Annotated in this window: 30 protein-coding genes and 2 rRNA genes; 18 read left to right on the top strand and 14 right to left on the bottom strand. The window is 60.0% G+C overall.

Going from position 1 to position 26,076, the window contains the following annotated elements:
* Window positions 1-114, top strand: a 23S ribosomal RNA gene (locus tag MHK00_RS03800); the annotation flags it as partial.
* A 135-nt stretch (window positions 115-249) separates the two neighbouring features.
* Window positions 250-367: ribosomal RNA gene (gene rrf, locus MHK00_RS03795) — 5S ribosomal RNA — on the top strand.
* A 350-nt stretch (window positions 368-717) separates the two neighbouring features.
* Here the strand turns inward: rrf and MHK00_RS03790 are convergent.
* Complete coding sequence (locus MHK00_RS03790) at window positions 718-1,728, bottom strand: pseudouridine synthase (protein WP_436232064.1); 1,011 nt, start codon at window positions 1,726-1,728, stop codon at window positions 718-720.
* Between MHK00_RS03790 and MHK00_RS03785 the strand changes: the two genes are divergently transcribed.
* The 4 genes from MHK00_RS03785 to MHK00_RS03770 all read left to right on the top strand — a co-directional run bounded on the left by MHK00_RS03785 (window position 1,709) and on the right by MHK00_RS03770 (window position 3,849).
* The gene (locus tag MHK00_RS03785; RefSeq protein WP_005325337.1) at window positions 1,709-1,852 is read left to right on the top strand and encodes a hypothetical protein; all 144 of its coding nucleotides are present in this window, start codon (window positions 1,709-1,711) and stop codon (window positions 1,850-1,852) included. The two genes, MHK00_RS03790 and MHK00_RS03785, sit on opposite strands and share 20 nt — an antisense overlap.
* Before the next feature lie 41 nt (window positions 1,853-1,893).
* Window positions 1,894-2,793, top strand: coding sequence for a universal stress protein (locus MHK00_RS03780; protein ID WP_005325338.1), 900 nt, complete (start codon window positions 1,894-1,896; stop codon window positions 2,791-2,793).
* 120 nt (window positions 2,794-2,913) lie between these two features.
* Window positions 2,914-3,162 (top strand): GlsB/YeaQ/YmgE family stress response membrane protein, encoded by a 249-nt coding sequence (locus MHK00_RS03775; RefSeq protein WP_005325340.1) that lies wholly within the window; start codon window positions 2,914-2,916, stop codon window positions 3,160-3,162.
* 78 nt (window positions 3,163-3,240) lie between these two features.
* Entirely contained in the window at window positions 3,241-3,849 is a 609-nt protein-coding gene (locus MHK00_RS03770; RefSeq protein ID WP_204610744.1) for a TetR/AcrR family transcriptional regulator, read from the top strand.
* On the opposite strand, the gene yidC is transcribed toward MHK00_RS03770, so the two are convergent.
* Window positions 3,806-4,750 (bottom strand): membrane protein insertase YidC, encoded by a 945-nt coding sequence (yidC, locus tag MHK00_RS03765; RefSeq protein ID WP_005325343.1) that lies wholly within the window; start codon window positions 4,748-4,750, stop codon window positions 3,806-3,808. The two genes, MHK00_RS03770 and yidC, sit on opposite strands and share 44 nt — an antisense overlap.
* Before the next feature lie 33 nt (window positions 4,751-4,783).
* On the opposite strand from yidC, the gene MHK00_RS03760 reads away from it, so the two are divergent.
* Both MHK00_RS03760 and MHK00_RS03755 read left to right on the top strand, forming a co-directional pair.
* Window positions 4,784-5,446 carry a class E sortase gene (locus MHK00_RS03760; RefSeq protein ID WP_239278640.1) on the top strand — a complete coding sequence of 221 codons (663 nt, stop codon included), beginning with the start codon at window positions 4,784-4,786 and terminating at the stop codon, window positions 5,444-5,446.
* Window positions 5,446-5,598, top strand: coding sequence for a hypothetical protein (locus MHK00_RS03755; protein ID WP_005325347.1), 153 nt, complete (start codon window positions 5,446-5,448; stop codon window positions 5,596-5,598). The genes MHK00_RS03760 and MHK00_RS03755 overlap by 1 nt, the downstream gene beginning before the upstream one ends.
* On the opposite strand, the gene MHK00_RS03750 is transcribed toward MHK00_RS03755, so the two are convergent.
* The gene (locus MHK00_RS03750) at window positions 5,595-6,131 is read right to left on the bottom strand and encodes a DUF2020 domain-containing protein (protein ID WP_040425365.1); all 537 of its coding nucleotides are present in this window, start codon (window positions 6,129-6,131) and stop codon (window positions 5,595-5,597) included. The genes MHK00_RS03755 and MHK00_RS03750 overlap by 4 nt on opposite strands.
* On the opposite strand from MHK00_RS03750, the gene MHK00_RS03745 reads away from it, so the two are divergent.
* Both MHK00_RS03745 and MHK00_RS03740 read left to right on the top strand, forming a co-directional pair.
* Window positions 6,130-7,293, top strand: a complete 1,164-nt coding sequence (locus MHK00_RS03745) for a sensor histidine kinase (protein ID WP_250410534.1) — start codon at window positions 6,130-6,132, stop codon at window positions 7,291-7,293. The two genes, MHK00_RS03750 and MHK00_RS03745, sit on opposite strands and share 2 nt — an antisense overlap.
* 37 nt (window positions 7,294-7,330) lie before the next feature.
* Window positions 7,331-7,969: a LuxR C-terminal-related transcriptional regulator gene (locus tag MHK00_RS03740; RefSeq protein ID WP_250410533.1), complete on the top strand. Its 639-nt coding sequence runs from the start codon at window positions 7,331-7,333 to the stop codon at window positions 7,967-7,969.
* Here MHK00_RS03740 and MHK00_RS03735 read toward each other — a convergent pair.
* Both MHK00_RS03735 and MHK00_RS03730 read right to left on the bottom strand, forming a co-directional pair.
* A complete protein-coding gene (locus tag MHK00_RS03735; protein ID WP_005325354.1) occupies window positions 7,966-8,277 on the bottom strand; it encodes a histone-like nucleoid-structuring protein Lsr2 in 312 nt (103 codons plus the stop codon). The two genes, MHK00_RS03740 and MHK00_RS03735, sit on opposite strands and share 4 nt — an antisense overlap.
* A gap of 188 nt (window positions 8,278-8,465) precedes the next feature.
* On the bottom strand, window positions 8,466-9,098 hold the full coding sequence (locus tag MHK00_RS03730) for a DUF6474 family protein (protein ID WP_250410532.1): 633 nt from the start codon (window positions 9,096-9,098) through the stop codon (window positions 8,466-8,468).
* 69 nt (window positions 9,099-9,167) lie between these two features.
* On the opposite strand from MHK00_RS03730, the gene MHK00_RS03725 reads away from it, so the two are divergent.
* Window positions 9,168-10,601 carry a TM0106 family RecB-like putative nuclease gene (locus tag MHK00_RS03725; protein ID WP_250410530.1) on the top strand — a complete coding sequence of 478 codons (1,434 nt, stop codon included), beginning with the start codon at window positions 9,168-9,170 and terminating at the stop codon, window positions 10,599-10,601.
* Here MHK00_RS03725 and MHK00_RS03720 read toward each other — a convergent pair.
* On the bottom strand, window positions 10,588-11,886 hold the full coding sequence (locus MHK00_RS03720) for a copper oxidase (RefSeq protein ID WP_250410529.1): 1,299 nt from the start codon (window positions 11,884-11,886) through the stop codon (window positions 10,588-10,590). The two genes, MHK00_RS03725 and MHK00_RS03720, sit on opposite strands and share 14 nt — an antisense overlap.
* 10 nt (window positions 11,887-11,896) lie before the next feature.
* Window positions 11,897-13,048 (bottom strand): MFS transporter, encoded by a 1,152-nt coding sequence (locus tag MHK00_RS03715; protein ID WP_250410527.1) that lies wholly within the window; start codon window positions 13,046-13,048, stop codon window positions 11,897-11,899.
* A 71-nt stretch (window positions 13,049-13,119) separates the two neighbouring features.
* On the opposite strand from MHK00_RS03715, the gene MHK00_RS03710 reads away from it, so the two are divergent.
* A complete protein-coding gene (locus tag MHK00_RS03710) occupies window positions 13,120-13,974 on the top strand; it encodes a LysR family transcriptional regulator (protein WP_250410525.1) in 855 nt (284 codons plus the stop codon).
* 43 nt (window positions 13,975-14,017) lie between these two features.
* On the opposite strand, the gene MHK00_RS03705 is transcribed toward MHK00_RS03710, so the two are convergent.
* Window positions 14,018-14,620, bottom strand: coding sequence for a superoxide dismutase (locus tag MHK00_RS03705; RefSeq protein ID WP_005325362.1), 603 nt, complete (start codon window positions 14,618-14,620; stop codon window positions 14,018-14,020).
* A 164-nt stretch (window positions 14,621-14,784) separates the two neighbouring features.
* Here MHK00_RS03705 and msrA point away from each other — a divergent pair, with 164 nt between their 5' ends.
* A complete protein-coding gene (msrA, locus tag MHK00_RS03700; protein ID WP_250410523.1) occupies window positions 14,785-15,432 on the top strand; it encodes a peptide-methionine (S)-S-oxide reductase MsrA in 648 nt (215 codons plus the stop codon).
* Here the strand turns inward: msrA and MHK00_RS03695 are convergent.
* Entirely contained in the window at window positions 15,429-17,171 is a 1,743-nt protein-coding gene (locus MHK00_RS03695; RefSeq protein WP_005325364.1) for an alpha/beta-hydrolase family protein, read from the bottom strand. The genes msrA and MHK00_RS03695 overlap by 4 nt on opposite strands.
* Before the next feature lie 87 nt (window positions 17,172-17,258).
* Here MHK00_RS03695 and MHK00_RS03690 point away from each other — a divergent pair, with 87 nt between their 5' ends.
* From MHK00_RS03690 to MHK00_RS03680, 3 genes are read left to right on the top strand one after another with little or no spacing between them, the layout of a single operon-like run.
* On the top strand, window positions 17,259-18,206 hold the full coding sequence (locus tag MHK00_RS03690; protein WP_179387159.1) for an L-lactate dehydrogenase: 948 nt from the start codon (window positions 17,259-17,261) through the stop codon (window positions 18,204-18,206).
* Window positions 18,206-18,910, top strand: coding sequence for a glycerophosphodiester phosphodiesterase family protein (locus MHK00_RS03685; RefSeq protein WP_250410521.1), 705 nt, complete (start codon window positions 18,206-18,208; stop codon window positions 18,908-18,910). Before MHK00_RS03690 ends, MHK00_RS03685 begins: the two co-directional genes overlap by 1 nt.
* A gap of 20 nt (window positions 18,911-18,930) precedes the next feature.
* On the top strand, window positions 18,931-19,851 hold the full coding sequence (locus tag MHK00_RS03680) for a DUF5926 family protein (protein WP_250410519.1): 921 nt from the start codon (window positions 18,931-18,933) through the stop codon (window positions 19,849-19,851).
* 50 nt (window positions 19,852-19,901) lie between these two features.
* Here MHK00_RS03680 and MHK00_RS03675 read toward each other — a convergent pair whose 3' ends face one another.
* From MHK00_RS03675 to MHK00_RS03665, 3 genes are all read right to left on the bottom strand, one after another.
* Entirely contained in the window at window positions 19,902-21,140 is a 1,239-nt protein-coding gene (locus MHK00_RS03675) for an LCP family protein (RefSeq protein ID WP_250410517.1), read from the bottom strand.
* A gap of 62 nt (window positions 21,141-21,202) precedes the next feature.
* A complete protein-coding gene (locus MHK00_RS03670; RefSeq protein WP_250410515.1) occupies window positions 21,203-21,901 on the bottom strand; it encodes a CPBP family intramembrane glutamic endopeptidase in 699 nt (232 codons plus the stop codon).
* A complete protein-coding gene (locus MHK00_RS03665) occupies window positions 21,898-23,034 on the bottom strand; it encodes an amidase (RefSeq protein WP_250410513.1) in 1,137 nt (378 codons plus the stop codon). Before MHK00_RS03665 ends, MHK00_RS03670 begins: the two co-directional genes overlap by 4 nt.
* A 33-nt stretch (window positions 23,035-23,067) precedes the next feature.
* Here MHK00_RS03665 and pheA point away from each other — a divergent pair, with 33 nt between their 5' ends.
* On the top strand, window positions 23,068-23,964 hold the full coding sequence (pheA, locus tag MHK00_RS03660) for a prephenate dehydratase (RefSeq protein WP_250410512.1): 897 nt from the start codon (window positions 23,068-23,070) through the stop codon (window positions 23,962-23,964).
* A 9-nt stretch (window positions 23,965-23,973) separates the two neighbouring features.
* Complete coding sequence (locus MHK00_RS03655) at window positions 23,974-24,627, top strand: histidine phosphatase family protein (RefSeq protein WP_250410511.1); 654 nt, start codon at window positions 23,974-23,976, stop codon at window positions 24,625-24,627.
* On the opposite strand, the gene MHK00_RS03650 is transcribed toward MHK00_RS03655, so the two are convergent.
* Together MHK00_RS03650 and MHK00_RS03645 are read right to left on the bottom strand one after the other, a co-directional pair.
* Window positions 24,624-24,971, bottom strand: coding sequence for a metallopeptidase family protein (locus MHK00_RS03650; RefSeq protein WP_005325385.1), 348 nt, complete (start codon window positions 24,969-24,971; stop codon window positions 24,624-24,626). The genes MHK00_RS03655 and MHK00_RS03650 overlap by 4 nt on opposite strands.
* The gene (locus MHK00_RS03645; RefSeq protein ID WP_005327041.1) at window positions 24,971-26,044 is read right to left on the bottom strand and encodes a septum formation family protein; all 1,074 of its coding nucleotides are present in this window, start codon (window positions 26,042-26,044) and stop codon (window positions 24,971-24,973) included. The genes MHK00_RS03650 and MHK00_RS03645 overlap by 1 nt, the downstream gene beginning before the upstream one ends.
* Between the last annotated feature and the right edge of the window lie 32 nt (window positions 26,045-26,076).

Genomic DNA, 26,076 nt, shown 5'->3' with positions numbered 1-26,076 from the left:
TTTAAGATGAGGTTTCGTTAAGGTCCCCTAAAGACGATAGGGTAGATAGGCCAGACCTGGAAGCACTGTAAGGTGTGAAGGCTACTGGTACTAATTGACCACAACAAACACCAACACACATCGGTGTAACACAACAAAAAAGTAAGAAGAAGAAACAGTCACTGTCGTGACCGCGTCCACTATGCAGTATCTGACACAACACCCAGAGCAAAAGGGCACCCAAAAAGGGTCCGAATGCTTCGTATGTTTGTCGGTGGTCAATAGCTGCAGGGAAACGCCCGGTCCCATTCCGAACCCGGAAGCTAAGCCTGCACACGCTGATGGTACTGCAACCGGGAGGTTGTGGGAGAGTAAGTCACCGCCGACACCAAACAACAAAAACAACTCAATACTCAAAGGGAAGAGGACGGACAACCACCGTCCTCTTCCTTTTTTCACGTTTTGCGGAACCCGGTGTTACTGCACGGAACTCGTGGCGAGCTGCATGCCGCCGTCTTTCGTCGTTGCTTAAGCTTATAGCCATTTGGGCGCCCAGGAGAACACTTCAGGACTCGCAACTGGTTGTGTTCCCGTCCTCGAGCTGTGCTTATTCCCGGGGATCTACGGATAAGGAATGGTTCGGTAACTTGCTCTTATCTAATCGTATAAAGCGTCTGTCTTGGTTCTACTTTTCGCCACGTGACAGTTTCACGGGCTACACAATAAATAGTATGACGGCTACGTGTGATCGATTAAGCGGTGCGTGTAGAGAGGAAGGGCGGACTCGAACTCCCGGTACTTTCCGCTGAGCGGGTCAGTGAATTCGATGTGCGTTGCTGTGAGATGCATTGGGATCCGCATATCCTCCGCGTCCTCGGGATAGATCTCTGGATAGACAGGATCACCCAGGATGGGTATTCCAGCTTGCCACATGTGGAGGCGCAATTGATGGGTCTTGCCCGTGGTGGGTGTAAGCGTGTATTTGCCTAATTGGGGCAGTTCACCGTGGATTTTTTCATATGGGGCCTTATCTATTAGTTCTACTGCGGCCAGAGTGGTAAATGCGTTGGGGCTTCCATCGCCTACGCGGCCTTGGATTTCGCCGGGGGTCTTGGTGAGGTGGGAGGCCCACTGGAGGGGCGTCGGCAAGCAGCGGTATTCGGCGATCGCCTGATAGGTCTTCTGTACCTTCTTTTCTGCAAATAAGGTTTGGTAGGCTCCCCGAACATCGCGATGTTTGGTGAATAACAAGATTCCAGACGTAAGTCTGTCGAGGCGGTGCGCCGGGGCAAGCTCGTTGTTACCTGTCATTCGACGCAGCTGAACTGTAGCGGTCTGTACGATGTGGCGTGCACGTGGCATGGTTGCCATAAACGGTGGCTTATCGGCGACGAGTATATGTTCATCCTCGAAGAGAATGGGGACGTCGTAAGGCACCGGTGTTTCGGGTGCCGGAATGCGGTAGAAAAAGACGTCCTCGTCGTTGCCTAATATTGAGTCCGGCCGAAGCTTGGTCTGATTGCGTAGGACAACCTCGCCAGAGTCGAAGCGCGCCTGGAGCGCCGAGGCGTCGTCGTCGGGGTGTCGATGGCGTTGTGCCGAAATTACTGCACTAAGAAAATCCCAGGCCGTTATGCCTGCCTCGGGAGTGCGCACGCGGGTTGGATTCAGACCGTCTTTAATCGGCAAAGGCGTGAAACCTTTTCGGCGATGTATTAATGTTTTGTCCATGGATTTTAACTCTCTCATTGAACCGGTTGTTGCCTTTTTCTCTGAAGGTATTGGTGCCGTAATTCGCACCGTCCTGGAGTTTGTGTACACCGTTATGTTCCCGTCGAATTCCGAGGCTGCAACCGTCAACCCTCAAGCCTAATCCGTACTACAATTAAGGTATAACCACCGAAAGGACACATCATGGCTAAGGAAGACATTGTAGTCGTTGCCGTTGACGGTTCGGATGCATCGAAGAATGCAGTACGTTGGGCCGCAAATACGGCTATGAAGCGCGAGATTCCACTGCGGATCGCATCTAGCTACACCATGCCACAGTTCCTGTACGCAGAGGGCATGGTTCCGCCAAAGGAGCTTTTTGACGACTTGCAGGCCGAGACCCTCGAGAAGATCGAGGAAGCCCGCGCCATCGCTCATGAAGTAGCCCCAGAGCTGAAGATTGGTCACACTGTGGCCGAGGGCTCCCCGATCGACATGCTGCTAGAAATGTCGCACGATGTCACCATGATCGTCATGGGCTCCCGCGGCATGGGTGGCCTGTCCGGCATGGTGATGGGTTCTGTCTCCGCTTCGGTAGTGTCCCACGCCTCTTGCCCGGTGGTCGTCGTTCGCGAGGATAATCATGTTACGGACTCCACCAAGTACGGCCCTGTCGTCGTTGGTGTGGATGGTTCCGAGGTTTCGCAGAAGGCCACGGCTTACGCATTCCGTGAGGCACAGGCCCGCGGTGCTGCTTTGATTGCCGTGCATACTTGGATGGATATGCAGGTGCAGGCTTCCTTGGCGGGTCTGTCGGCCGCCCAGTCCGAGTGGGCTGATATTGAAAAGGAGCAGAGTGAGCTTCTGACTGAGAATCTGAAGGAGCCGCGTGAGGAATACCCAGAGGTTGAGGTAAAGAAGCTCATTACCCGTGACCGTCCAGTGAGCGCTTTGACCGAGGCTGCAGAAGGCGCGCAGCTACTGGTTGTTGGTTCGCACGGTCGTGGCGGCTTTAAAGGTATGCTCCTGGGCTCGACCTCTCGCGCACTGTTGCAGTCCGCACCGTGCCCGATGATGGTTGTCCGTCCGGATGAGGAAAGCTAAAAGCTGCTGTTCATAGAGCGCTTCGCCCACAAGGGCGGGGCGCTCTTGTTGTTGTGGAGCCGCCTTAGGTAGTGTGCGCTCGTGTACGCTAAGGTATACCCGCTATTTTAGGAGGATTGCATGAATTTGGGACTGGGGCTTTTTAGCTCGATTGTTATTGGTATTATTGCCGGCTGGCTGGCAGAGAAGATTATGAAGCGCGACCACGGCCTGCTGACCAACCTTATTGTTGGTGTGCTGGGTGGCATCATCGGTGGCATGATTATCCACTTCCTGAACATTGAGGAAGGTGGATGGATCTTCTCCTTGATTGCCGCTACGGGTGGTGCTTGTATCCTGTTGTGGATCGTGGGGCTCATCAAGAAGTAGCCCGAATTTAATTCGCGTACAAACCGGTTTGTCTATAAAGTATAGATGAACCGGCTTTGTCGTTTTAGAGAGGAACCCATGGCAGAGAAGAAGTCGCGCCGTAATCGGCCCAGCCCGCGCAGCCGGCTGCTGGAATCAGCGACCAAGCTATTTACTACCGAAGGCATTCGTGTCATCGGAATCGACCGCATCCTGCGCGAGGCGGATGTGGCTAAAGCCTCTTTGTACTCCCTATTTGGTTCCAAAGACGCGCTGGTTATCGCCTATGTGGAAGCTTTGGATGAGAAGTTCCGCCAGGACTGGGAACAGCGCACCGCGGAGATGACGGATCCGGATCAGAAGATCCTGGCCTTTTTTGATAAGGCGATCGAAGAAGAACCCCAGCAGGAATTCCGCGGCTCCCACTTCTTGAATGCGGCCGGAGAGTATCCGCGCCCAGAAACCGAGGCGGAACACGGTATCGTGGCTGCCTGCGTTGAACACCGCAAATGGGTGCATTCCACCCTGACGGCCTTGCTGACAGAGCGCAATGGTTACCCATCGTCCTCGCAGGCGAGCCAGCTGTTGATTTTCCTGGATGGCGGCCGTGCGGGTGCTCGGCTCACCAAGGAGATTGGGCCGCTGCAGACGGCCCGCGACCTGGCTACTCAGATGCTTTCTGCTCCCCCTGCTGATTATTCGATTTAAGGTACTTTCGGGCCTCCATACGTAGCTGGCTGACCCGCTTCTTCTCCTCCTTGGAGAGAGCGGGTTCTTTTTCGCGCTTGCGCCAGCGGCGAATGCTTTCGCGGCGCATAGCGTGGACATCCTCAGTAAGCGGGTAGTCGCGGTGCAAAATGATCTCAAAGATAGCGGTTTGGATCAGCATGAAGAGATAGGCACAGCCCCAGTAAAGGATGATGGCCACTGGGATAGGTCCGGTTTGGGCTAGGTGCCACAGGAAGAAGGGGATTACCAACAGTAAAAAGCCCATGAGAATGAAGACGCGGCGGTTGACCTTCTGATCAAATTGGGTGGTACGGAAACTGCGCACCAAGGAAATGACAGAATTAGCCATGGTAAAGGCGATGGCGGCAATGAGGATGGGATTGATGAGATCACCGTGCTCGCGCGCGAAATCCGTCAGCGGAGCGCCGTAGAAGGTGGTTTCGCGGAAGGCCGAAACATCGGAGGCATTCAGCATGCCCACGGTGGTGGAGCCGCGCTCAATATTGGACATGCGCAGGAGCACTTGATAGAGGCCGATGAAGGCCGGAATCATGATGAGCGGGGGAACACAACCGGCTGCGGGGTTGTAGTTATAGCTCTTCATGAGGTTCTTTTCCTCTTGCATGAGCTCCGCCATCTCCTCGGTGGTGGTGGCGTTATTCATCTGCTTTTTGATGCGGTTATTCTCTGGGCGGATGAGTGCGCCGATGCGGGCGGAGCGTACGGAAATCCAGTTCAGGGGAACAACGACGCCGCGCACGGTGATAACCAGCAGGATGATGGAAATCAGCCAGGCGGTAGATTCACCGACGAAGCTGCTGATGAGCCAGTGCCAGAATTTCATGATTCCAGAAACCGGGTACATGAAGACTTCGTACATGCTCAACCTTTCATGGGCAGTATGGTTTAAGGCATGACTAAAGTTCTTGGGGAACTCATGCTAACCATTGGCGTGGTTCTTTTACTCTTTGCATTCTATGAAGCCTATTGGACAAATGTAGAATCCGGTCAGCTGCAGGAGGAGGCGAGCGCCCACCTCGACGAGCAATGGCGCAATCCGCGGCAGAAGTTGGAGCCGGAGTTGGGTGAGGCCTTCGCGCAGCTCTACATACCCACGTTCGGTTCCGACTACCGCTTCGCCATCATTGAGGGCACCAATGAAGATGACCTGCTGCGCGGCCCAGGCCGCTACGTGGATTCCCAGATGCCGGGGGAGATGGGCAATTTTGCGGTTGCGGGCCACCGCGTGGGCAAGGGCGCTCCCTTTAATGACTTGGGCAAGCTAGAGACCTGCGATGACATCGTGGTGGAGACGCAGAAGGAGCGAATTACCTATCGCGTATTGCCCATCGATGGCGAGCAGGCGGACTGTTTCAATGGAATTCCGCCGGAGTATTCGCACGTAGCTGGCCGGCATATTACGACGCCTGGCGACGTCTCGGTGACCAACCCCGTGCCAGAGTCGGACGCCGAACCGAGCCGCGAGATCTTGACCTTGACCACGTGTCACCCGCAGTTTTCCAACGCGGAGCGCATGATTGTGCACGCTATGGAAGTAGAAAAAGAGGAGAAATAATGTATCGCGCTTTGTGGAATCTCTTGCCAGGGCCGACGCCGGTGAAGGCCATCTTGGCCATTGCTATTGCGGTGGGAGTCTTCTTCCTACTTATGGAGGTTGTATTCCCGTGGCTGTCGCCGATGATGCCGTATAACGACGTCGCGGTCTAAAGACCCAAGTTGGCGATCGCTTCGTGGGCGATTTGCTCTGACTTAACGGTTTGTTGCTGGTTGCTCCACACCAGCACCGCGTGCGTGTCCTTTTGCACCGCGTACACGGCGTGCTCATTGACTACGCCCCGGCCACCTTCCCAGCCGTCGAAGGAGGCGGGTTCGGTGGCGTCGATAGGCGCGGCCCAATCCACTGCGGCGCGGGCGTCCTCGACCGTGGGCATATCGCGCACGATGACGGTGGCCTGTGGCTCGTCCTGGTAGGACCAAAAGACGCAGGCAGGGGTGGGAAAGCGCGTGTCGATGCCCTGCTTGGTCAGGCGCTGGCCGTTGGTTTCTTCGAGCCAGCCGGGGCCGATGTAGGGGCAATCGCTCCAGTCATTGACTTCCGCGGTTTGGGCGACGTTAACCTCTGGTGCCTCCGAAGCCTCCGGAGTCACCGTGGTGGTGGGTGCAGGGGTGGGCGCGGATGAATCGCAGCCGGCGATCCCAAAGGTGGCTAGGGCGAGTAGGGGAAGTAGGCTTTTGCGCATGAGCTCCACAATAGACCGGGATACCGACGCGTTGCGCACCGGCATCCATATCCTGACCGCTGGCCTGCTGGTGGTGGGCATTTTTACCTCCGCGCGGATGCCGCTTTCGCAAGCGATCATCAACCTGTTGCTTTTGGTGGGCTTTGCGGCGGTGTACTTCGCAGGATCGGTATACGGGGAATATTGGGCAAGACCGGTGCGCTACCTGTGGCTGTGCATCCTCTCGGTGCTGTGGGTGGCGGACCTGTTCGTAGCACCGGCAGCAATCTATCTGGTGTTCGCCATGTTTTTCTTGTACCTCACGGTGCTGGACATGGCGGCGGGCATCGCGTGCGTCATCGTTGCCTCGATCATCACCGTGGTGGTGCAGATTCCGCAGGGTCTGACCTTCGGCGGCGTCATGGGGCCGGCGGTCTCGGCGCTGGTGACGATAGCGATCACCTACGCCTTCCGGACGCTGTCGCGGATGAATAAAGAGTTGATTGAAACCCGTTCGCAGCTGGCAGCCACGGAGCGCGATGCCGGCATGGTGGCCGAACGTCAGCGCATTGCGCACGAGATTCATGACACCCTTGCCCAGGGACTATCCTCCATTCAAATGCTCCTGCATTCGGCGGACCGGGATCTGGATAAGCAGGACGCGGACAAGGCGCGAGAGCGCATCGAGCTGGCCCGCAGGACGGCCGCGGATAATTTGCACGAGGCGCGCGCCATGATTGCTGCCCTGCAGCCGCCGACGCTCAATGAGACATCCCTTGAGGCCGCGTTGACCCGTATGGCGGAAAATTTCGGCGCTACCGGAGATATTCACGTCGAGGTGGAATCCGAAGGAGAGGTACAGCAGCTGCCCATGAAGGTAGAGGCGGCGCTGCTGCGGATTGCGCAGGGCGCTGTGGGGAACGTCGTCAAGCATGCAGAGGCAAGCCGTGCCCGGATCACGGTGACCTATGAGGGTGACGAGGTGCGCCTGGATGTGGTGGATAACGGCAAGGGCTTTGATCCGGCCGCGGTGGAAAGCACCCCGGCTGGGCTCGGGCATATTGGGCTGGCCGCAATTAGGCGCCGCGCCCAGGAGCTAGGTGGGGAGGTCATTATTGAATCCGCGCCGGGGGAGGGCACTGCCGTGTCAGTTAGTATGCCCTTAGGCAACCGGGTAGATTAAACTTTTGGTTGACAATGACATCGATAGGAGGAATGTCGTGATTCGGGTCCTATTGGCAGATGACCACGAAATCGTCCGCCTGGGTCTGCGCTCCGTGCTTGAGGGCGCAGAGGATATCGACGTCGTAGGGGAGGTCGCTACGGCCGACGCTGCGGTGTCGGCAGCGCAGGCGGGCGGCATCGATGTCATTTTGATGGACCTGCGCTTCGGTGCGGGCGTGGAAGGGACCCGCGTTATGGGCGGCGCGGAGGCAACCGCGCAGATTCGCTCCGCGATGGCCACCCCGCCCAAGGTCCTCGTGGTTACCAACTATGACACTGATGCGGATATCCTCGGCGCTATCGAAGCCGGTGCCGTGGGCTATTTGCTCAAGGATGCACCACCCCAGGAGCTGCTGGCCGCAGTGCGCTCGACTGCGGAGGGCGATTCGGCGCTATCTCCCATCGTGGCCGATAGGCTGATGACCCGCGTGCGGACGCCACGCACTTCGCTCACGCCGCGTGAGCTGGAGGTCTTGCAGCTGGTAGCAGCGGGTGCGTCGAACCGGCAGATTGGCCAGGACCTCATGCTGTCTGAGGCCACGGTGAAGTCCCACCTTGTGCACATTTATGACAAGTTGGGTGTGCGCTCGCGCACCTCCGCCGTGGCGGCAGCGCGCGAGCAGGGCGTGCTTTAATTAGCGGCGTTATACGCCTCGATGACGTCCTGCGGAATCTTTCCGCGGTGCGCCACTGGCAGGCCTTGGGTGCGCGCCCATTCGCGGATTTGGCTGGGGTTGGCCCGCTGCGCATCGAGGGCGGGGGCAATCCGGGCGGCGTCCACGTAGGGGGCGAGCAGATTATGGAAATGCCGCGCGTTATCCGTGGAGAGATCGATAAGGTAATTTTGACCGTTTACGCTGAAGCGAACGACTTCTAGCTGGTCTTCAGGGATTAGGGTGTGGTCCAAGTCGTCGTAAAATTGGGTTACTTCGCGGCGGGACATATTTCCTCCAATTTTAGAAATTGCGCACCAAGCACAGAGAGCATAAACGGTGTTTAAGGGGTAGGGCGGTTAGAAGATTATCAGCAACTTTTTCTGGCCGAAAATACTTTTCCCGAAAAATCTCGGATCTTTATAGAAAATAAATAAACGCCACCACCGAATTGGGGGCGGTGGCGGCGTGAATATTTTTACTGGGCCAAGCGCTGCTGGATTTCCGCAGTAATGGAGTCGATTTCCGAGCTAATGGTCTTGTGAGCGCGGCGGCGCTGCTGCTCGGTCATGAACTCGGCATTATCGATGGCGGAGTCTACTTCCTGCAGGCGGTCGCGCACATTGCGCTTGAAGCCGGCCGGAACGTCCGTGTTATCGAGGGAGTTGCGGATGCCGGCGGTGCGGGCCTTGAGCGGCGCACCGTAGCCGGAGAAGGAAGCCATCTGATCCGAGCTCACGCCCGCCTTAGCGGCCTTGCGCTTTTCGCCTTCGGTCTTCAAGCCCACGTAGCCGCGGTAGAGGAGCGGCAGCAGCAGGGGCGCGGCGGTGCGCAGCGCACCGGCGTAGCGCTTGACGTTATCGGAGTTAAAGCGGCCGGCCTTGAGCTTGGCTAGCTCATTCTTGGCCATCTTCTCCTCGTGCTTGCGGCGCTTCTTGAGGCCCTTTTCCTCCGACTTAATGAGGTGCTTTTCCTGCTTGGCCAGGAGCTTTTGCTGGCGGCGGCGGTCCTTAGACTGTGCCTTTACCTCTGCCTTGGCGCGGGTCTTGGCGGCCTTTGCCTGTGCGCGTGCTTCTTGGCGGGCCTTTTTAACTTTCTTCAGAATGCTCATTAAATTTCCCTCACGTTTGATCGAGTCTGGATTCAACTTTACCTTGCCGTTCTATTAAGCTCACCCGGTGTGGAGGATGTGGTTGTTGCTTCGGACCTTGTGGGGTGCCGCTACCGCTTAGTACAGCGGCGCGCGCACCCCGAGATGCCGCGTACCCATGCCTCGATTGCCCGGGCGGAACGCCACGCGGCCGCAGTGGAGGCCGTCATGGAGATGTTTCCCCGCAAGGGCTCTGGCCGGTTCCGCCGCATCGATCTGGAAGGCGATGAGTGGGAGCGCTCCATGCGCACCCTTGAGGCCTTAGCTTCCGGGTATACGCACATCACCAACGCGGTCTTCGCCACCGCGGAGTGGATGGTGCGCGTGGATTTGCTGCTGCGCGAAGGTGATAAGTACACCCCAATTATCGTGTCCAATCACCGTGTGGCCCGCAAGAATGACACTAAGACGACGCTGGCGGTGCCCACCCACCGCTTGGGTTTGAGCGAGCCGCTTGAGGCGCCGTATAAACTGCGCCACCACTCGGTAGATGGTTACCGCTTAGCGTTTGCCGCCCGTGCTTTGCAGGATCTCGGACTCGATTCCGGCCGGGGCGGGGCCATCGGCCAGGACCGCACCCGGGCATTTTTTACGGAAACAGCCAAGTTTGATCTGGAACGCGCCTGGAATCAGCCGCTTCCTACCGCCCCGGTGCGGGTCAAGGAGTGTGCGAGCTGCCGCTTTTGGTCTTTGTGCGAGCAAGAGCTGGTGGCGGCGGATGATATTTCGCTTTTCCTATCCGGCGACCGCGCTAAGCCTTACCGCGAGCGCGGGATTACTACCGTGCAGGCGCTTATCGACGCCGATCTGGGCGAGCCCTCCCGCCTTGCTGCTGCCTGGCGCGCCGGGGAAGTGTTGCTGCGCCGCGGCGACGTGCACGCTCCGCGCGCAGACGTGGAGGTGGATGTGGATATGGAAGCTTACCTGGACCAGGGCGCGTACCTATGGGGAGCCTGGCACGACGGTAACTACGTTCCGTTCGTTACGTGGGAGCCGTTGGGCGGGCGTGCCGAGGCGGAAAACTTTGCGGCGTTCTGGCGCTGGTTGATGGATGTGCGTGCTAAGGCCCATGCGGAGGGCAAAACCTTTGCTGCATATTGCTACTCGGCCCACGGCGAGAACCACTGGATGCGCATGTCTGCGCAGCGCTTCCGCGAGGTGGATGAGCGGGAGGTAGAAGAGTTTATCTCTTCACCGGAGTGGGTGGATATGTTCGCCCACGTCAAACGATCCTTCGCCGGCCCCTTCGGCCTAGGCCTGAAGGTAGTCGCCCCGGAAGCGGGGTTTACGTGGCCAGAAGAAGACTTCGACGGCGAAGAATCCGTGAATGCGCGCCGCGAGGCGTTAGCCGGTGACTTCGTGGCGCGGCAGCGCTTGCTGGACTATAACTCCGGCGACGTCCAGGCCACCCGCGCGGTCCGCGAGTGGATGGATGCCGGCGCGCCGGGTACTACAGCGCTGTAAATAGGGCGTAGATGACCGCGAGGATCGCGATGCCCGCATAGACCTGGTTCCATTCTGGCCCCGGCTTCGGATCCGGGCCCTCCGCCTTCTTCATCAGGACCTGCTTCTGGGCCTTGACCGCCCGGGCGATGAGCACGGGGTAGACCGCCAGGGGCAGGATGCACAAGAGGGAGGCGACCACCTTAAGCAGGGAAATATCGGTGCCGATCCAGATGAGCAGCCCACCGTTGACGAGGGTGGCGCGCAGGAGGCCGAGTTTGTCCAGTTGCTGCAAGCCCGCCCGGACGGCAGCGGGGCCGCCACCCATGGTGCTGGGCAAGAGGTAGCTCATCACGCCGATGAGTAGTTGACCGGCAAACCCCACCAGCAAGGCGAGGGTGGGCAGCGCCGGCTCGGGTATAAAGAAATGCTGCACCGTGTAGTACACCAAAGACAGCACCAGCCATAACGAGGCCATGAGCACGGAGACCGAGGCAAAGGTGATGCGATCGCGCGGGTCCTTAGCCACCGTCAGTACATTGGCGAGCCACTGCTGCAAGCTCAGCGCCCAACCGCAGCAGTAGGCGATAAGGCCCAACTCAGGGAAGCCGAGGAAAGCGCCCACGATGGTGGCAACCACACCGACGGCGAGCAGCGCAAAGGAGGAGTGCATGTGGCGATTAATACCTTGGGTGCGCCAGATGGAGGGAAAAAGGATAGTGAGAGAGCCGGCCGCGGCCAAGCCGATGAATCCGCCGATATTGGCGGCGATATGGGCGAGCAGTAGCGTGGGCTGGCCGGGGGAGACGGCCAGCAGGCCGCCAAAGATGGCACCCACCGGCAGGCACAGGGCGGAAAGAACATAGGCGCCCACCACGGGGCGGAAGCGCTTATCTTTGGCACCGCGCCATTGCTGGAAGAGAGATACCGCATGCCAGAGCATCATCAATCCAATGAGCGTGGCGCCCACCTGGGTGACGATCCAGTGTTGGGACCAGAACTCCATGAGGATTTGGCCGATTAACGCGAGGATGATTCCGGCATTGAGGCCATAGATGCGGGCCAATTGGGTAGGTCGAGTGGATTCGGGGAGGCGCTGTTGGGTGAATTTCTCCGTTAGGTGTTGGGACCACACGATGATGCTATTGCTCACCAGTCCGAGGGTGAATAGGTGAATGAGTACCCACCGGTAGTTCGGAACCAAGGTATGCGTTGCACCCACGAGGATGAAGACCATCATCCACAGGGATACGGGACGGGAGGCCTTGCGGTGCCATGTCCGCGCCGACCACTTATTCTCAGGCATAAAACCGATTTTAGTCGGTTTTAATCTTGGTCCAAGTCAGCGCGGTAAGGGCGAGGGCTACGGCGGTGAAGAAGGCGATGAAGAAGGGCCACGATAGGGCGTCGAAAAGCAGGCCGGCACATGCGCCCACCACAGAAGAGCCAAAGTAATAGCAGAACACGTACATCGAGGAAGCCTCCGCGCGGTCGTGGGTGGCAATCTGGCCCACCCACCCGGAGGCGGTGGAGTGTACGGCGAAAAAGCCCACGGTAAAAGCGATCATGCCGAGAAGCGTCAGCGGAAGGTTACCGGCACACAACGCGATGCCCACAGTAAAAAGCGCGGCCGAGCCGCACAGGGTTTTTCCGTGGCCGATTCGGGCCACTAGCGCTCCAGCCCGAGCCGAGGACCAGGTGCCAGAAAGGTAGAAGAGGAAAGCCAAGCCGGCGAGCGAAGGCGCCAGGCCAAAATCATCGATGAGCCGGAAGGTTAAGAAGTTATACATGGAGACAAACGTGCCCATGGACAGGAATGCGGTGAGAAAGAGCAAGGCCAAATCCCGGTTGGCCCAATGGCCCAAGAGCGCCCGGCTTTCGGTCTTGAGATGGATGGATTTAGGCCGGAAATTGCGTTGGGTAGGAAGCAGCAGCCAAGCCGTAATGGCAAAGGCGAGTGAGACCAGCGCTGAGCCGAAGAGCGCCCAGCGCCACGTGGAAATCTCCACCAGTCCGGTGGGGATGAGGCGGCCGGTAAGGCCACCGACGGAGGTGCCTGCAATGTATAGGCCCATGGCTCGCGGCAGGGCTTTGTCATCGAGTTCTTCAGAAAGCCATGCCATTGCGGTGGCGGGGGCGCCGGACAGCAGCGCACCCTGCAGGCCGCGCACCACGATGAGCTGCCATCCCTCTTGGGCGAGGGGAACAAGGAGCCCCACGCCGGTCGCGGCAACGGCCGAAATGAGCAGGATGCGTCCGCGGCCGAAACGTTCGGAGAGGATCGATGCGGGCACCACGCATAGTGCCAGCGCGCCCGTGGCGGCCGATACGGTCATGGCCGCCTCGGTGGAAGAAAGGCCCATGTTGTCTACCAGCGTGGGAAGGATGGCTTGGGTGGAATACAGGCTGGAGAATATAGCCAAGCCCACAAGGAGCATGGCCACCGTAGCGCGCCGCGTTCGAGTCATATCATTTAGCCTGCCCGGACACGCAGCATGTGTAAAATGTGGAAAATTACACTAATCGATGCGGAGTATGCATGAATGTGGAGGATGTCCGCGGCTTCCTCGCCGTGGTGGATCATGGCCGCGTGGGTGCTGCGGCCGATGAACTGGGGATCTCCCAATCCGCGCTGACCCGCCGCGTACAGCGCGTAGAAGCTAGTCTTGGCGCCCGTCTTTTCGAGCGCACTGGGCGCACCCTGCACGTGAACTCGCGCGGGAGGGCCTTTGCTGCGGCCGGGCGGGAAATGCTCCGCGCCTACCAAGTAGGGCGGGACGATGTTGCTCGCCTCATGGATCCAGAGCGCGGCACCGTGCGCCTAGATTTCATGCACTCGCTGGGCACCTGGCTGGTTCCGGACTTGCTCAAGAGCTATCGCGCGCAGCACCCGCACGTGGATATTCGCCTCCATCAAGGCGCGGCGCAGGAGCTGGTGAGCAGGGTGGAAAACGGCGAATCCGACCTTGCCCTCGTGGGCCCTCGGCCTGATGCAGCCCTGGGCTGGCACCAGATAAAGGTGCAGCGACTAGGCCTTGCGGTGCCGGAAGGCCACTGGGCAGCGAATCGGCGGGAGGTGAAACTAGCGGAATTCGCTGCAGAACCCTTCATCGGCATGCTGCCGGGCTATGGCACGCGCATGCTTCTCGATGCCCTCGCGGACGACGCCGGCTTTAGCCCCCACCTCGTCTTCGAGTCAATGGAGCTTACTACCGTTGCGGGGCTGGTAGCGGCAGGACTCGGGGTGGCGCTCTTGCCGCTGGATGATCCCTATCTGCAGGTGGGGAGCCTGATCCCCCTCACGCCGCCAGCGTACCGCGAGCTCGGTTTGGTGTGGCGCGCCGGGGACGATGCGCCCCCAGTGCGGCAATTCCGGGAATTTATCCGGGCATAGAAAAAGCCGCCCCCGGAGGGGCGGCCGAAGTAACTAAAAGGAGTTACTTGGTGGCTGCAGCGAAACGCTCAGCAACGTCATCCCAGTTGAAGACGTTCCATACGGCCTTAACGTAGTCAGCCTTAACGTTCTTGTACTGCAGGTAGAAAGCGTGCTCCCACATATCCAGCATCAGCAGCGGGGTGAAGTTGATGGAGGTATTACCCTGCTGGTCAGTCAGCTGCTCGATGATCAGGCGGCCAGCAATGTGGTCGTAGCCCAGAACGGCCCAGCCGGAGCCCTGCAGGGAGGTAGCAGCGGCGGAGAAGTGAGCCTTGAACTTCTCAAAGGAGCCGAAGTCGCGGTTGATGGCCTCTGCCAGCTCGCCGGTTGGCTCGCCGCCACCGTTCGGGGACAGGTTCTTCCAGAAGATGGAGTGGTTGGTGTGGCCACCCAGGTTAAACGCCAAGTTCTTGGAGAGGGCGCGGATGCGATCCGGGTTAGCCTCACCGTTGCGCTCTTCCTCGAGTGCCTCGAGTGCAGCGTTAGCGCCAGCAACGTAGGTTGCGTGGTGCTTATCGTGGTGGAGCTCCATGATCTCTGCGGAGATGTGTGGCTCCAGTGCGTCGAATGCGTATGGGAGGTCAGGAAGTTCGTAAACAGCCATTTGTTAAATCCTTTCTTCGGGTACGTGTCCCGATGATAGGCACGGTTGAAAGATTTCGCCATGATTAATTCGAATTGTGGAACTAGCGCGAATATTAACTGGCCGCGGAATAGCTTTTCGCAGTACAATGTTGGGAAGAAGGAATAAGGAAGGAGCTATACCTCATGTGGATGTTTAAGCCGGAGCCCAAACTCGTTACTGCAGACGAGGCTCTGCCGGGTCGAACCGAGCCAATCCTAGACCCCGCCCCGCACGCCGTTTTAGGAACACCGATTACCGGACCGTGGAAGGACGGGCAGCGCTCCATTCTTATTGCGTTGGGATGTTTCTGGGGCGCGGAGAAGATGTTTTGGGAGACCGAAGGCGTGGATTCCACCTCGGTGGGCTATGCGGGCGGTACCACCCCGAATCCCACGTACTACGAGGTGTGCCGTGGGCTAACCAACCACGCCGAGGTAGTGGAGGTGGTCTATGACCCGCAGCGCGTCAGCCTGCGCGATCTTGTCGTACAAGCCCTAGAAGCGCACGATCCCACGCAGGGTTTCCGCCAGGGCAACGATGTAGGAACGCAATACCGCTCTGCTTTCTACCCACGCACGGAGGAAGAGCGCGCAGAAATCCAGGGCATCGTGGACTCCTATGCAGAGAAACTCAAGGAATTTGGATTTGGGGATACCACCACGGAGGTCAAACTCCTCTCTGAAACCGATTCTGGGGAGTACTACCTGGCTGAGGATGAGCATCAGCAGTACTTGCATAAGGTGCCCAATGGGTACTGCCCGCACCACAGTACTGGGGTGAAATGCGACTAAGCGTCGCGCCGGATAAAGCGAGCGATCTTTTTGGCCAACTTCGGCGTGAGCGATTGGCGGGATTGGGATCCTAAGACCTCATCCCAATACCAGAGCATTTCCTCAAAATAGTTGTGTCCGTGCCCGCCAGGGACGTTGAGGGAATTGATCTGGTCCAAACCAATTTGCCACCAGGTAATAAAAGGCACCCAATGCAGCTGCCGGAAGGTATCCGCGTGCAAAGCTTCCGGCTGTGGTTCATGGATCCAGGTGGGCCTGCGCACGAGAAGGTTGAGATCCCACCACACGATGGCGTCGGAAGCATGCTGGGCAATGAGCATGCGGGGTCGGCGCCAGGTATGGGCGTAGTCATTGCCAAAGGCGTCGTGCAGCGTATGGTCAGGGGCCGCGGCGTAGCGCACATGCTTGCCGCCATCGATAACGGGCAGGCGTTCTAGTGAACCAATATCCCGGCGCAGGCGCTGGGTAAAGTGCGTCATGCGCGGAGGCCCAGAAAAGACCGCGCCATTGCAGGCGGAAAGTAGGTCCTCCACATTATGGTAGTTATCCATAATGGCGTAGGCGCCAAGCGATTCACCTGCGAAATATAGCCGTGGGCGGTTTTCTTCCGGCAGCCTATCTATCTCTTCGTGTATCACCCGAATCAATTCGCGGGCCGCCTGCTTTGGCGCATTCTTATCCACGAGGTAGGAAAAAACCGAAGGCAGGTAGGAGTACTGCATGGTGACGGTGACGCAATCACCACCGGTCAAAAACTCATAGGAGCACGCACCCCAGTTATTGATCCATCCCGAGCCGGCGGGCATCTGGATAACAATAGTCTCTCGCCGCAAGGCACCGGTGCGTTCGAGTTCGGCGCGGATCTTTTCCGCGGATTGTTGGAAGGAGCGCCCTGGAATGTATCCGGCGTAGATGCGGATCGGTTCCTTTGCATCGGTTCCCGTCACTGTGCGGATATCGCGGGCGCGGGGGCCATTGGAGACAAAGCGGCGTCCCTGTTGTCCCAATGCCGACCACGGCTCGAGCGACCACGGACTGCCGGAGCGCTCCGGCTCCCACGGCATGGAGGTGCCGGGGAAAATCTGCTTATTTAACCGCTGCGCTTGGTGCGATAGCGAGCGCAGCCAGCGTCGAAAGACCACGCGGTCAGAAAGTGCAAACGCCGTGAGGCTCAGTCCCGCGGTAACCACCGGCCACGCAATGAGCGCCGGCACCCAGCGGCCCAGCTGGCGTGACAGTTTGGTGACGGCAAGCTGCGTGGCCTCCCCGATGAGTAGGAGCGTGCCGTAGCCTGCGGTGCCCGCAGCCAGGCCGATGGCCGCCGTGACGGGCCCGCGCACGAGCTGCTTATTGACCAACTCCGCCTGTTTTTTCTGATTGCGCAGCGAAAGCACGGCATTAAACGCAGTCCCGGCGCCAATAGCAAGGTGCACAATTTGTCGATGTTGAGGTCCGAGGCGGTCCTGCGGGCGCTTGCCAATGCGATTGAGCACGAAGCTTGTTGACGCCGCCCCTAGATGCCCGACGCCCTGCCCGATTGCCACGTTGGCGGCGGTCACCCACCACGGACGGGGCAGTAGGGAAGGCGAAACAGCAGCCCACGTCGCTAATTCCGCACCCAAAATTCCAGCCGACATATTGGGCGGTAAGGTTTGCCGGCTGGTCATACGGACGATGGGCGTGAGATCCGCGGCTACGCCAAGAGCGATTAGTGCAGCGCGGCGGAGTGCGCGTTTCATAATGCCCGATTCTCCCAGATTCCGGTGGGAATTTCAGTGTGAGACTTAGCCCGTGCAAAAATCTCCACAAAGTTGCACAATGGGGTCATGGCAAATCATGTAGGAAACAAAGTAGTTCTCATTGGCGCCGGCGATGTGGGAGTCGCTTACGCCTTCGCTCTCATCAACCAAAGCATCGTTGACCACCTGGCAATCATCGACATCGATGAAAAGAAGCTAGAAGGCAACGTCATGGACCTTAACCACGGTGTTGTGTGGGCCCCGACCCGCACCCGCGTCACCAAGGGCACCTACGCCGATTGCGCAGACGCCGATATGGTCGTCATCTGCGCTGGTGCCGCACAGAAGCCGGGTGAGACCCGCCTGGACCTGGTGGGCAAGAACGTCAAGATCATGAACAGCATCGTCTCCGATGTCATGGCGAATGACTTTGATGGCATCTTCTTGGTTGCCTCCAACCCAGTGGACATCCTGACCTACGCCGTATGGAAGGCTTCCGGCCTGGATCACAAGCGCGTCATCGGCTCCGGCACTGTGCTGGACTCCGCTCGTTTCCGCTACATGCTGGGCGAGCTGGAAGATGTTGCACCGAAGTCCGTACACGCCTACATCGTGGGCGAGCACGGCGATTCCGAGCTGCCGGCCGTCTCCACCGCCAATATCGCCGGTGTCCCGATGTCCAAGAAGCTGGACTCGGATCCGGAGTATGCAGAGCGCATCGAGAAGATCTTTGAAGACACCCGCGATGCCGCCTACTCCATCATTGACGCTAAGGGCTCCACTTCCTTCGGCATTGGCATGGGCCTGGCCCGCATCACCGCCGCCGTCATCCAGAACCAGGATGTGGCGCTGCCAGTATCTGCTTACCTGCAGGGCGAGTACGGCGTAGAGGATCTCTACATCGGCACCGCTGCCATCATCAACCGCTCCGGCATCGTGCGCGCGATTGAGCTGCAGCTCAGTGAACACGAAAAGGAGCGTTTCGATGCTTCTGCCAAGACCCTGAATGACATCAAGGAAGAGTTCTTCGGCTAGTGAAGATTGTCGCCCATAGGGGATACTCCGGAAAATATCCGGAGCTCTCCCCTCTAGCTTTTGAAAAAGCCCTAGATTTGCCAATTCACGGCGTCGAGTGCGATGTGCGCTTGACGCGCGATGGAAAAGTAGTGGTCCAGCACGATCCCACGTTGGACCGCACCGCAGGGCGTCCCGGCCGCATTTCCAAGATGGATTGGGAAGAATTGCGCGGCGTTGACATCGGTTCGGGCCAGCGCATGATGCTTCTCGACGAACTCTTGGAACTGCTCGAGGGCAAACCGCACCACCTTTATATCGAGACTAAGCACCCCTCTGGGCAGGGCGACATCCTGGAGGAGCAAACGGTGCTGCGCCTGCGTTATGCGGGGCTTTTCGATGACCCCCGGATCCACGTCATTTCCTTTTCCCACCACGCCATCCGCCGCATGCAGAATTTGGCGCCGCACATGGACCGGATCTATCTTCGCCGCGATTGGGAACGCCACGTCAACCGTCCCGATGTAATGCTGTCCAGGCCCACCGCGCTTGGCGTATCGTTGTTGCGCGCGAAGCTGCGTCCGGCGATTATCGGCGCGCAGGGATTGCCTACCTACCTGTGGACCGTAGACAAGCCGGAAGATATGAAGTGGGCGTGGGCTAACGGGGTAGATATGCTCGCCACCAACCAACCCGAAGTGGCCCTACATGCCATTGAGCTCTAGTAAGCAGGTATCTTGGAGGCATGGCCAAGAAGAAAAAGAACAAGGAACAGCTGCCTGAGGGCATGTCCCGCCGCCAGGCAAAGCTCGCTGCCCGCGCCAAGGAGCGCGCCGCCCTGGAAAAGGATCCCCGCCCCTACGGCGGACTTGCTGCGGAGGCCTCCCTGGTCGCCATGCAGGAGTTCGTCCCCTCCGCTTTTGCCAAGCTTGACGTTAAAGGCTGCGATAAGAACGTGTATGTAGCCACCGTCCTGCCGGGTGCTTCTGCTGCGCTTATTCGGGACACCGAATTTGGCGGCGATGCCTTCGTGGGCCTGCAGGTACAGTCCCACACCCACAACCCAGGCCGCGACCTCGCCTTCGCCCTTAACTGGGTGAAGAATAACGAGCCGGGCGCCACCCTGGAATCCACCGCGGCTGACGGTTCGGAGCCGAAGCTGGAGGAGCTTATCGATGCCCCCGCTACCCTCGACGTGCAGGTTCACCAGGACTTCGAATGGTGGATTCCGGAGGGAGCACAGGTCACCCCGCAGATTGCGCAGTCGCTACGCGCTGCTAATGATTCCGTCATCGAGTCCCACCAGGTGGGCGAGAACATCACCGGTGCGGCCTTCTGGGCAAATGCCGGCGGCGGCAAGGCCCACATCCGTTGGGTCCGCCCGAATGACGATGAATCCGCATTCCTGAATGCACTGGCGCGCGTCGCCGCCCGCGGCGAGCTGAACTTGGGCGAGGACACCAAGTTCGCCGGTGTCTTCCGCACCCACGGTCTCATCGCTCCGGTCTTCGACTTGGATCCAGAGGTTGACCACGCTTCCTATGAGGATCACCTCACCCGCGTGGACAAGGCATTGGAGGAAGAAATCTCTAATGATGCCCAGCTGAGCGCCGATGAGCGCAAGCAGCTAGAAAACATCAAGTCCCGCCAGGTGACCCTGCGCTAAAGACAGGAAAATGGCCCTTCCCCGGTAGAGGGAGGGCCATTTTTTGATCGCTATTTGAGGGAATCCCACAACCCGGCGGCTGCTTCATCGTCCCAGAGGACGACGTTGCCTACCTCGGTATCTTGGAATCCGCCGATGGGGACGGTCTCGGTGTCTACACCGGAGCCCATGGCCAGTGCCACGCGGGCGAGGTGCCAGACGTGGTCGCCCTCGCCCACGATGAACGAGGAGGCGGTGTGGTTGACCAAGGAGAAGGCGCGGAATGGGTTGATCAGGGTGGCTGGGGAAGCAACCTTGTCCAGCAATGCGGAGAAGAATTCGCGCTGTCGCTGCACGCGGTCAAGGTCACCCATGGCGGTGGCGCGGGTGCGCACGTAACCGAGGGCGTCGCGGCCCTTGAGCTTCTGGCAGCCATCTTGGAGATCAATGCCGGCCAGCGGGTCATTGATGGGTTCCTTCACGCATACGTCTACGCCGCCGACGGAGTCGACCACATTGGCCAGGCCGCCCATGCCGATCTCGGCATAGTGGTCGATGTGCAAACCGGTCGTGCCCTCGACGGTTTGGGCAAGCAGCTGCGGTCCACCGTAGGTAAAGGCGGCATTGATCTTGTCCATGCCAAAACCGGGGACTTCCACGTAGCTATCGCGTGGGATGGAAACGAGCTTGGCTTTACCGGTGCGAGGGATGTGCAGCAGCATGATGGTATCGGTGCGGCCCTCGCCCACATCACCACCGGTGCCGAGCTCAGCCTGCTGCTCCTCGCTGAGTCCTTGGCGGGAATCAGAGCCGACGAGCAACCAATTGGTGCCGGCGGTATTAGACACCTGTTCTTCTGGTAGCGCCTCGACGCGGGTGAGGCGGGCATCGGCCCAGAACATGAAGACGAGGTTGAATACCAGCAGGACGACGAGCGCCAAGCCAACGCACCCGAGGGCGCGCTTGGCTGGATTGACCTTTTTGCGCCGGCTGTGCGGGCGTTGCCGGGGTGCGGGGCGCGGTTCGGTACGACGAGGCGGGCGCTGCTGCGCGCGGTACTGGCTGGGGTAGCGGCTGGGTGTTGGTGGCGGAGTGCGGCGCGGGGGCTGTTGCTGTGGCTGCGGAGCGCGAAAGGATTGTTGCTCGGGTTCCACGCGCCGCGGCGCCGGGCGGGCGGAGGAACGGCGTCGAATGGGGCGGCCGTATCGATCCTTGAGGGGACGTCCATCGGCCCCAAGGACGAATTCAGTGGAGGAGTCATCGCCGGCGCGGCGGGCCTCCCTATGCGGATCTCGTCCTGATTCAGTCATGCGCTATACCTTACAAGGAGCAGGGAGCAACGCCTGGTTCGCGACGTCCCCTACAGGCATTTTCACAGGAAGGAATAACCCACGAATGCGACGGCGTCGATAAGAAAATGCGCTATGACCAGCGGCCATACCCGCCCCGTGCGGTGGTAGTAATAGCCGTAGATTAACCCCATGATGATATTGCCAAAGCCAGCGGAAACTCCCTGGTAGAGGTGGTAGGAACCGCGGAGAATGGAGCTTGCGGCCAGCGTGGCTGGCAGCGACCAGCGCGCCTGGCGCAAACGCGTCATCAGCCACATCACCACCACGGTTTCCTCCGCGAAGGCGTTGGCAGCGGCCTTGAGGAGGGAAACGGGAATTTCCACCCAAGCATTGGCGAAGTCGCCGGGGATGACCTCCTTGCTCCACCCCAAGTGCACCGCCGCGAAATACAGGGCGAGCCCCGGGATGCCAATGAGGGCGGCAAGCCCTGCTCCTTCTAGCCAGTCGCGGGCGCGGTGGGCACGGGGCACAAAGCGGTCCTTGGCCAGCAGGAAAAGCGCTAAGGCTCCATAGGAAAAGAGCACGGCGGACGAGCACAACTGCAGTCCCATATCCACCCAGGCAAGGGAGGATTGGCTGGAATTGAGCGTGACCGATTGCTCGTCGAGCCGCTGCGGCGCGGCCAGGGAATTGATGAGGTTTAACACCGCCCGCACCCCGGAAATGCCAAAGGTGAGGGTAAGGACGATGAGCAGTTCGGCGCGTAGGGACTTGGTCATGGGTGGAGGATGTGGGCGAGGCCGAGCAGGGCGGCGTCGGAAAGCGTAATGCCTCCCAGGTGCACGCCCACCGGCGGGTGATTGGGAACGGCCCATGGCACGGAAATGGCTGGCAGGCGGGCCATGTTGAAGAGGGAACCCCACGGAGACCACCGGGTCTGGGCCGCGAAATTCTCCGCATGGGGCAGGGACAGGAACGAACCAATACGCGGCGGGTCCGTGGTGAGCATTGGGGTGAGGATGGCATCGACGCCCCATTCCTGGGCCAGCAAGTCGGGCAGCCGCCGGACATGCGCCCGCGCCGCGGCCAGCTCAGCGGCGCTCACGCGCCGGCCCTGCTGAGCGATCCACTCGGCGTAGCCTGCCGCCGGGTTGAGCCCCGCCAAACGGGAGGTAAAGGTCGTGCGGAAATGCGCAAAGGTGGCCCGGGCCTGCGGATACGGGGAAATGGGCACCACGGTGAAGCCGGCAGCTTGTAGGCGTTGGGCGGCCTCGCGGGCGGCGCGCAGGTGGTGGGCATCGACGTTGGCGTCGCAAAACAGCGGCTCTACGAGCAGGCCAATGCGGGCGCGCGGGGTGATCATGCGGTGGCCATGCAGAAAGGCATTATCGGCCACGGTCCGGGTGATAAAGCCCTGCACACCCAGTTCATCACCTGCCGGTTTAAAGCCCACCACGCCGCAGGCCGCGGCCGGCACTCGGATGGAACCGCCGCCATCGCTGGCGTGCGCCGCGCGCAGCAACCCCCGCGCGACCTGTACCGCCGCACCGCCAGAGGAACCACCCGGAGTGCAGCCGGGATAGAGGGGATTATAGGGATGGGGCAGGCCTACTGGTTCCGTATCTACGCGCAGACCCAACTCCGGGGTGGAGGATTTACCGATGATGCGCGCACCCTGCTTCTCCAAGGCTTCAATAAAGGCATCGCTGCGCTCGGGGTAGTAGGTGCGATCGACATTTCCCAAGGTAGTAGGCATGCCGCGGACATCGCAGAGATCCTTAGCGGAGAGGACCCAGCCGCTCAGCCGGCCGCGGCCGGAGGGCTCGCGGTCCACATCTAGGTAGGTGAAACCGTGTTCCTCGGGGGCAAGACCGTGCAGATCCGCGCGGAGTTGTTCTACGGAAAAGTCCATGGGGCACCAGTCTAGTGGGCTAAGGTGACGTGCATGACTACCACCATCGCCTTCCTGGGGCCAGCCGGAACCTTCACGGAAGCGGCCGTGCATAAGTTTGCCGCGCACCTGCCGCAGGTAGAGACCATGCCGGTTGGCTCGCCTTCGGAGGCCGTGGCCGCCGTGCGCGCCGGGCACGCCGAGTACGCCTGCGTAGCCATTGAAAATTCCGTCGATGGCGCTGTGACCACCACCTTTGATGCGCTGGTTGAAGCCGAACCGGTGCAGATTTACCGCGAGGTGGATATCCCCGTGGCCTTTAGCATCATGACCCGGCAAGGCGCGGGCGACATTGCGCGGCTGAGCACCCACCCAGTGGCGTTCCAACAAATCCGCGGCTGGGTAAAGGACAATTTGCCGGAGGTAGAGTTCGTGCCGGCCAGTTCCAATGCCGCCGCGGCCGAGGCTGTAGCCCGTGGGGAAGCGGATGCAGCCGCAGCGCCAGCCAGGGCCGCCGAGATCTTTGGGCTGGAGACCATCGCCCAGGGCGTGGCGGACGTCGAGGGCGCCGCAACGCGCTTCGTCCTGGTGGGGCGTCCGGGAAAACCCACTGCAAGGACTGGCCAGGACCGCACCAGCGTCATCTTCACCCTGCCGAATGAACCGGGCAGCCTGGTGGGGGCATTGCAGGACTTTGCGCACCGCGGCGTGGACCTGTCCCGGATTGAGTCGCGCCCCACGCGGGAGGCCTTTGGCACGTACCGCTTCTACGTGGACCTCATTGGGCACATTGACGATCAGCCGGTGGCGGAGGCGCTGCGTGCGCTGTGGCTGCGGACAGAGGATTTGCTGTTCCTCGGCTCCTGGCCGGCGGCAACGCCCGCGGGCAAGCCACCGCGCGATCTGGCAGCGGCGGATGATTGGGTAGCGCGGGCATGCAGGGGCCAATAATCTAGAAGCATGCCCGGAAGAATTATCCTGCTGCGCCACGGCCAGACCTATTCCAATATTTCCCGCTACCTCGATACCCGCCCGCCCGGGGCAGAGCTTACCGAGCGCGGGCGCGACCAAGCTACGGAGGTAGGCCGTGAGCTAGCGCAGTTGGTGGGCGAGCGCGAGGTGGAATTTAAATGCTCCATTGCCCTGCGCGCTCAGCAGACCGCGATGCTGGCGGCACGCGCCTTTGAGCAGGAGCGCGGTATGCCGGAATTTTCCCAGCGCGTTGACGTAATTGCCGGCGTGCACGAAATTTTCGCCGGTGACTGGGAGATGGACGGCAGCGAGGATGCCCATAGGTCGCACATGGTGGCCATGCGTGGCTGGTGCGATGGCGAGCGCGGCGCCGGGATGGAAGGCGGCGAGACCTTGGATGATGTGCTGGCGCGCTACCAGCCGGTGCTGGAGGGCATTGCGGAGCAGCTTGCCGACGACCACGATGTCATCCTTGTCAGCCACGGCGCCGCTATCCGCGTGGTCACCAAGCACGCCACGGGTGTTGACGCCGACTTTGCCTATACCGGCTACCTGGCCAATTGCCGCTTTATGGTGATGGAACCGCGCGGCAAGGACTTCGGTGAGTGGACGTTAACTCGGTGGGCGGATACGGAGCTCTAGCCCCAGCCCAAGCGGTGCAGCTCCTCTTCTTCGAGGCCAAAATAATGGCCGAGTTCGTGGAATACGGTGACCTTAACCTGCTCTGCTAATTCTTCCTCGCTGCCGGACCAGCGCTGCAGCGTGTTCCGGTAAATGAAGATCGCATCGGGAAGGAAACCGGTGTGATCGAAGGTCCGGCGGGGCAATGCTACGCCCTCGTAGAGCCCTAGCAACATAGGGTTATCGGGATTTTCATCTTCGACCAAAATGACGAGGTTGCGCATGCGGCGCACGAATTCCTCGGGGACTTGATCCAGCGCCTCGTTGACCATCTCATCGAAGCGCTCTTCCGATACCTCGACCATTAGGGCGCTGGGGCCGGGGCGGGGGCGGCAGACTCGGGTGCCGGGCTCTTGTCCTTGTCCTCACGCAGTGGATTGCGCTCGGGGCGTTCCTCCGGCGGTTGGCCGTCGATAGTCAGCGCCTGGCGTCCACCGGTAGCGGAACCGGTGATGGCAGAGAAACCGCCGCCTTTGCGGGCATGCACAAGGGAGCAATTGACGGACTTGGTGCCGCCGTTCCACGAGGCCTCGGTGATAGAGCCCCAGAATGGTTGCAGCGTGGACTGGTAGAGCTGCTCCTCGCCGCCAAGGTAGTCCTCGGTGGCAGCGGTACACGTATCGGATAGGAACTTGTCCATATCCTTGCCGTCCGGGTAGCCGTCAGGGAACTGCTTGCCCACATCGATGACGGAAACGGTCTCCATCTGGTGGGGCTTGGCGCAGTCAACGACGTGCGGAACCTGCTTGTCATCGATGGCCAAGCACTCGCCCGGCTTGGCGAGGTTTGCCTGCTCGGAGGCCTCGACGTTGCCTGTAGTAAGCTGCGGTACGCCGTGATCATCGGTGGTTTGCAGGCCGCACAGCAAGGTGCGGTCGCCGCGATCCCAGGCGGACTGCGGCGGCAGAATGGACGCCACATCGTACTTACCATTCGGATCCCACTTACCGTGCAGATATCCCACAGTGGCGGATTCGCACAGCTCATCGCGCAATTGGTGTTGGCGAGTAAGCGCTGGGCGGTTGGCATCAGGGCCGAATTCGCTGGTGGGGTAGACGCTCAGGTCTTCGGTCTTGGAAACCTCGAAGCGGTGCTGTTCAGAGCACGGTACTTCCTTGAACCCGGTGGCGGAGCCATCCTGGGCGATGTCCCACGTCAAGCAAGCGCCGGCGGCCGCAGCGGTGAAGGGCTCCGGTTTAGGGGCGGCGGTTTCTGAAGTATCCCCGCTATTGTGCTGCTGGGCAGCGGTAGTGTCTTCGCCGCCCGATTTGTGGGAGCTGATAACGCCATAGATGCCCATGAAAACGGCCGCCGCGATTGCCGCAATCAAGACAATCTGGACGGCCACAGCGGAACGCCACGCAGGTGATTTCTTCATAAGGCCTTTAATCTTACCTTTTAAGCAGGGTG

This window comes from Corynebacterium tuberculostearicum (assembly GCF_022347385.1).
In the GTDB taxonomy this organism is placed as follows: Bacteria; Actinomycetota; Actinomycetes; order Mycobacteriales; family Mycobacteriaceae; genus Corynebacterium; species Corynebacterium tuberculostearicum_M.
The sequence above is the reverse complement of the archived record's forward strand: the minus strand, read 5'-3'. Positions and strand labels throughout refer to the sequence as shown.

Coding starts and splice junctions, on each gene's coding strand:
- MHK00_RS03745 (WP_250410534.1), top strand. CDS start 6,130: ATGAGCTCCACAATAGACCGGGATACCGACGCGTTGCGCACCGGCATC.
- MHK00_RS03680 (WP_250410519.1), top strand. CDS start 18,931: ATGGCCAAGAAGAAAAAGAACAAGGAACAGCTGCCTGAGGGCATGTCC.
- MHK00_RS03650 (WP_005325385.1), bottom strand. CDS start 24,971: ATGGTCGAGGTATCGGAAGAGCGCTTCGATGAGATGGTCAACGAGGCG.
- MHK00_RS03750 (WP_040425365.1), bottom strand. CDS start 6,131: ATGCGCAAAAGCCTACTTCCCCTACTCGCCCTAGCCACCTTTGGGATC.
- MHK00_RS03720 (WP_250410529.1), bottom strand. CDS start 11,886: ATGCCTGAGAATAAGTGGTCGGCGCGGACATGGCACCGCAAGGCCTCC.
- MHK00_RS03735 (WP_005325354.1), bottom strand. CDS start 8,277: ATGTCCCGCCGCGAAGTAACCCAATTTTACGACGACTTGGACCACACC.
- yidC (WP_005325343.1), bottom strand. CDS start 4,750: ATGTACGAAGTCTTCATGTACCCGGTTTCTGGAATCATGAAATTCTGG.
- pheA (WP_250410512.1), top strand. CDS start 23,068: ATGACTACCACCATCGCCTTCCTGGGGCCAGCCGGAACCTTCACGGAA.
- MHK00_RS03730 (WP_250410532.1), bottom strand. CDS start 9,098: ATGAGCATTCTGAAGAAAGTTAAAAAGGCCCGCCAAGAAGCACGCGCA.
- MHK00_RS03675 (WP_250410517.1), bottom strand. CDS start 21,140: ATGACTGAATCAGGACGAGATCCGCATAGGGAGGCCCGCCGCGCCGGC.
- MHK00_RS03695 (WP_005325364.1), bottom strand. CDS start 17,171: ATGAAACGCGCACTCCGCCGCGCTGCACTAATCGCTCTTGGCGTAGCC.
- MHK00_RS03655 (WP_250410511.1), top strand. CDS start 23,974: ATGCCCGGAAGAATTATCCTGCTGCGCCACGGCCAGACCTATTCCAAT.
- MHK00_RS03755 (WP_005325347.1), top strand. CDS start 5,446: ATGTATCGCGCTTTGTGGAATCTCTTGCCAGGGCCGACGCCGGTGAAG.
- MHK00_RS03775 (WP_005325340.1), top strand. CDS start 2,914: ATGAATTTGGGACTGGGGCTTTTTAGCTCGATTGTTATTGGTATTATT.
- MHK00_RS03715 (WP_250410527.1), bottom strand. CDS start 13,048: ATGACTCGAACGCGGCGCGCTACGGTGGCCATGCTCCTTGTGGGCTTG.
- MHK00_RS03670 (WP_250410515.1), bottom strand. CDS start 21,901: ATGACCAAGTCCCTACGCGCCGAACTGCTCATCGTCCTTACCCTCACC.
- MHK00_RS03780 (WP_005325338.1), top strand. CDS start 1,894: ATGGCTAAGGAAGACATTGTAGTCGTTGCCGTTGACGGTTCGGATGCA.
- MHK00_RS03760 (WP_239278640.1), top strand. CDS start 4,784: ATGACTAAAGTTCTTGGGGAACTCATGCTAACCATTGGCGTGGTTCTT.
- MHK00_RS03645 (WP_005327041.1), bottom strand. CDS start 26,044: ATGAAGAAATCACCTGCGTGGCGTTCCGCTGTGGCCGTCCAGATTGTC.
- MHK00_RS03785 (WP_005325337.1), top strand. CDS start 1,709: ATGGATTTTAACTCTCTCATTGAACCGGTTGTTGCCTTTTTCTCTGAA.
- MHK00_RS03690 (WP_179387159.1), top strand. CDS start 17,259: ATGGCAAATCATGTAGGAAACAAAGTAGTTCTCATTGGCGCCGGCGAT.
- msrA (WP_250410523.1), top strand. CDS start 14,785: ATGTGGATGTTTAAGCCGGAGCCCAAACTCGTTACTGCAGACGAGGCT.
- MHK00_RS03665 (WP_250410513.1), bottom strand. CDS start 23,034: ATGGACTTTTCCGTAGAACAACTCCGCGCGGATCTGCACGGTCTTGCC.
- MHK00_RS03770 (WP_204610744.1), top strand. CDS start 3,241: ATGGCAGAGAAGAAGTCGCGCCGTAATCGGCCCAGCCCGCGCAGCCGG.
- MHK00_RS03710 (WP_250410525.1), top strand. CDS start 13,120: ATGAATGTGGAGGATGTCCGCGGCTTCCTCGCCGTGGTGGATCATGGC.
- MHK00_RS03705 (WP_005325362.1), bottom strand. CDS start 14,620: ATGGCTGTTTACGAACTTCCTGACCTCCCATACGCATTCGACGCACTG.
- MHK00_RS03790 (WP_436232064.1), bottom strand. CDS start 1,728: ATGAGAGAGTTAAAATCCATGGACAAAACATTAATACATCGCCGAAAA.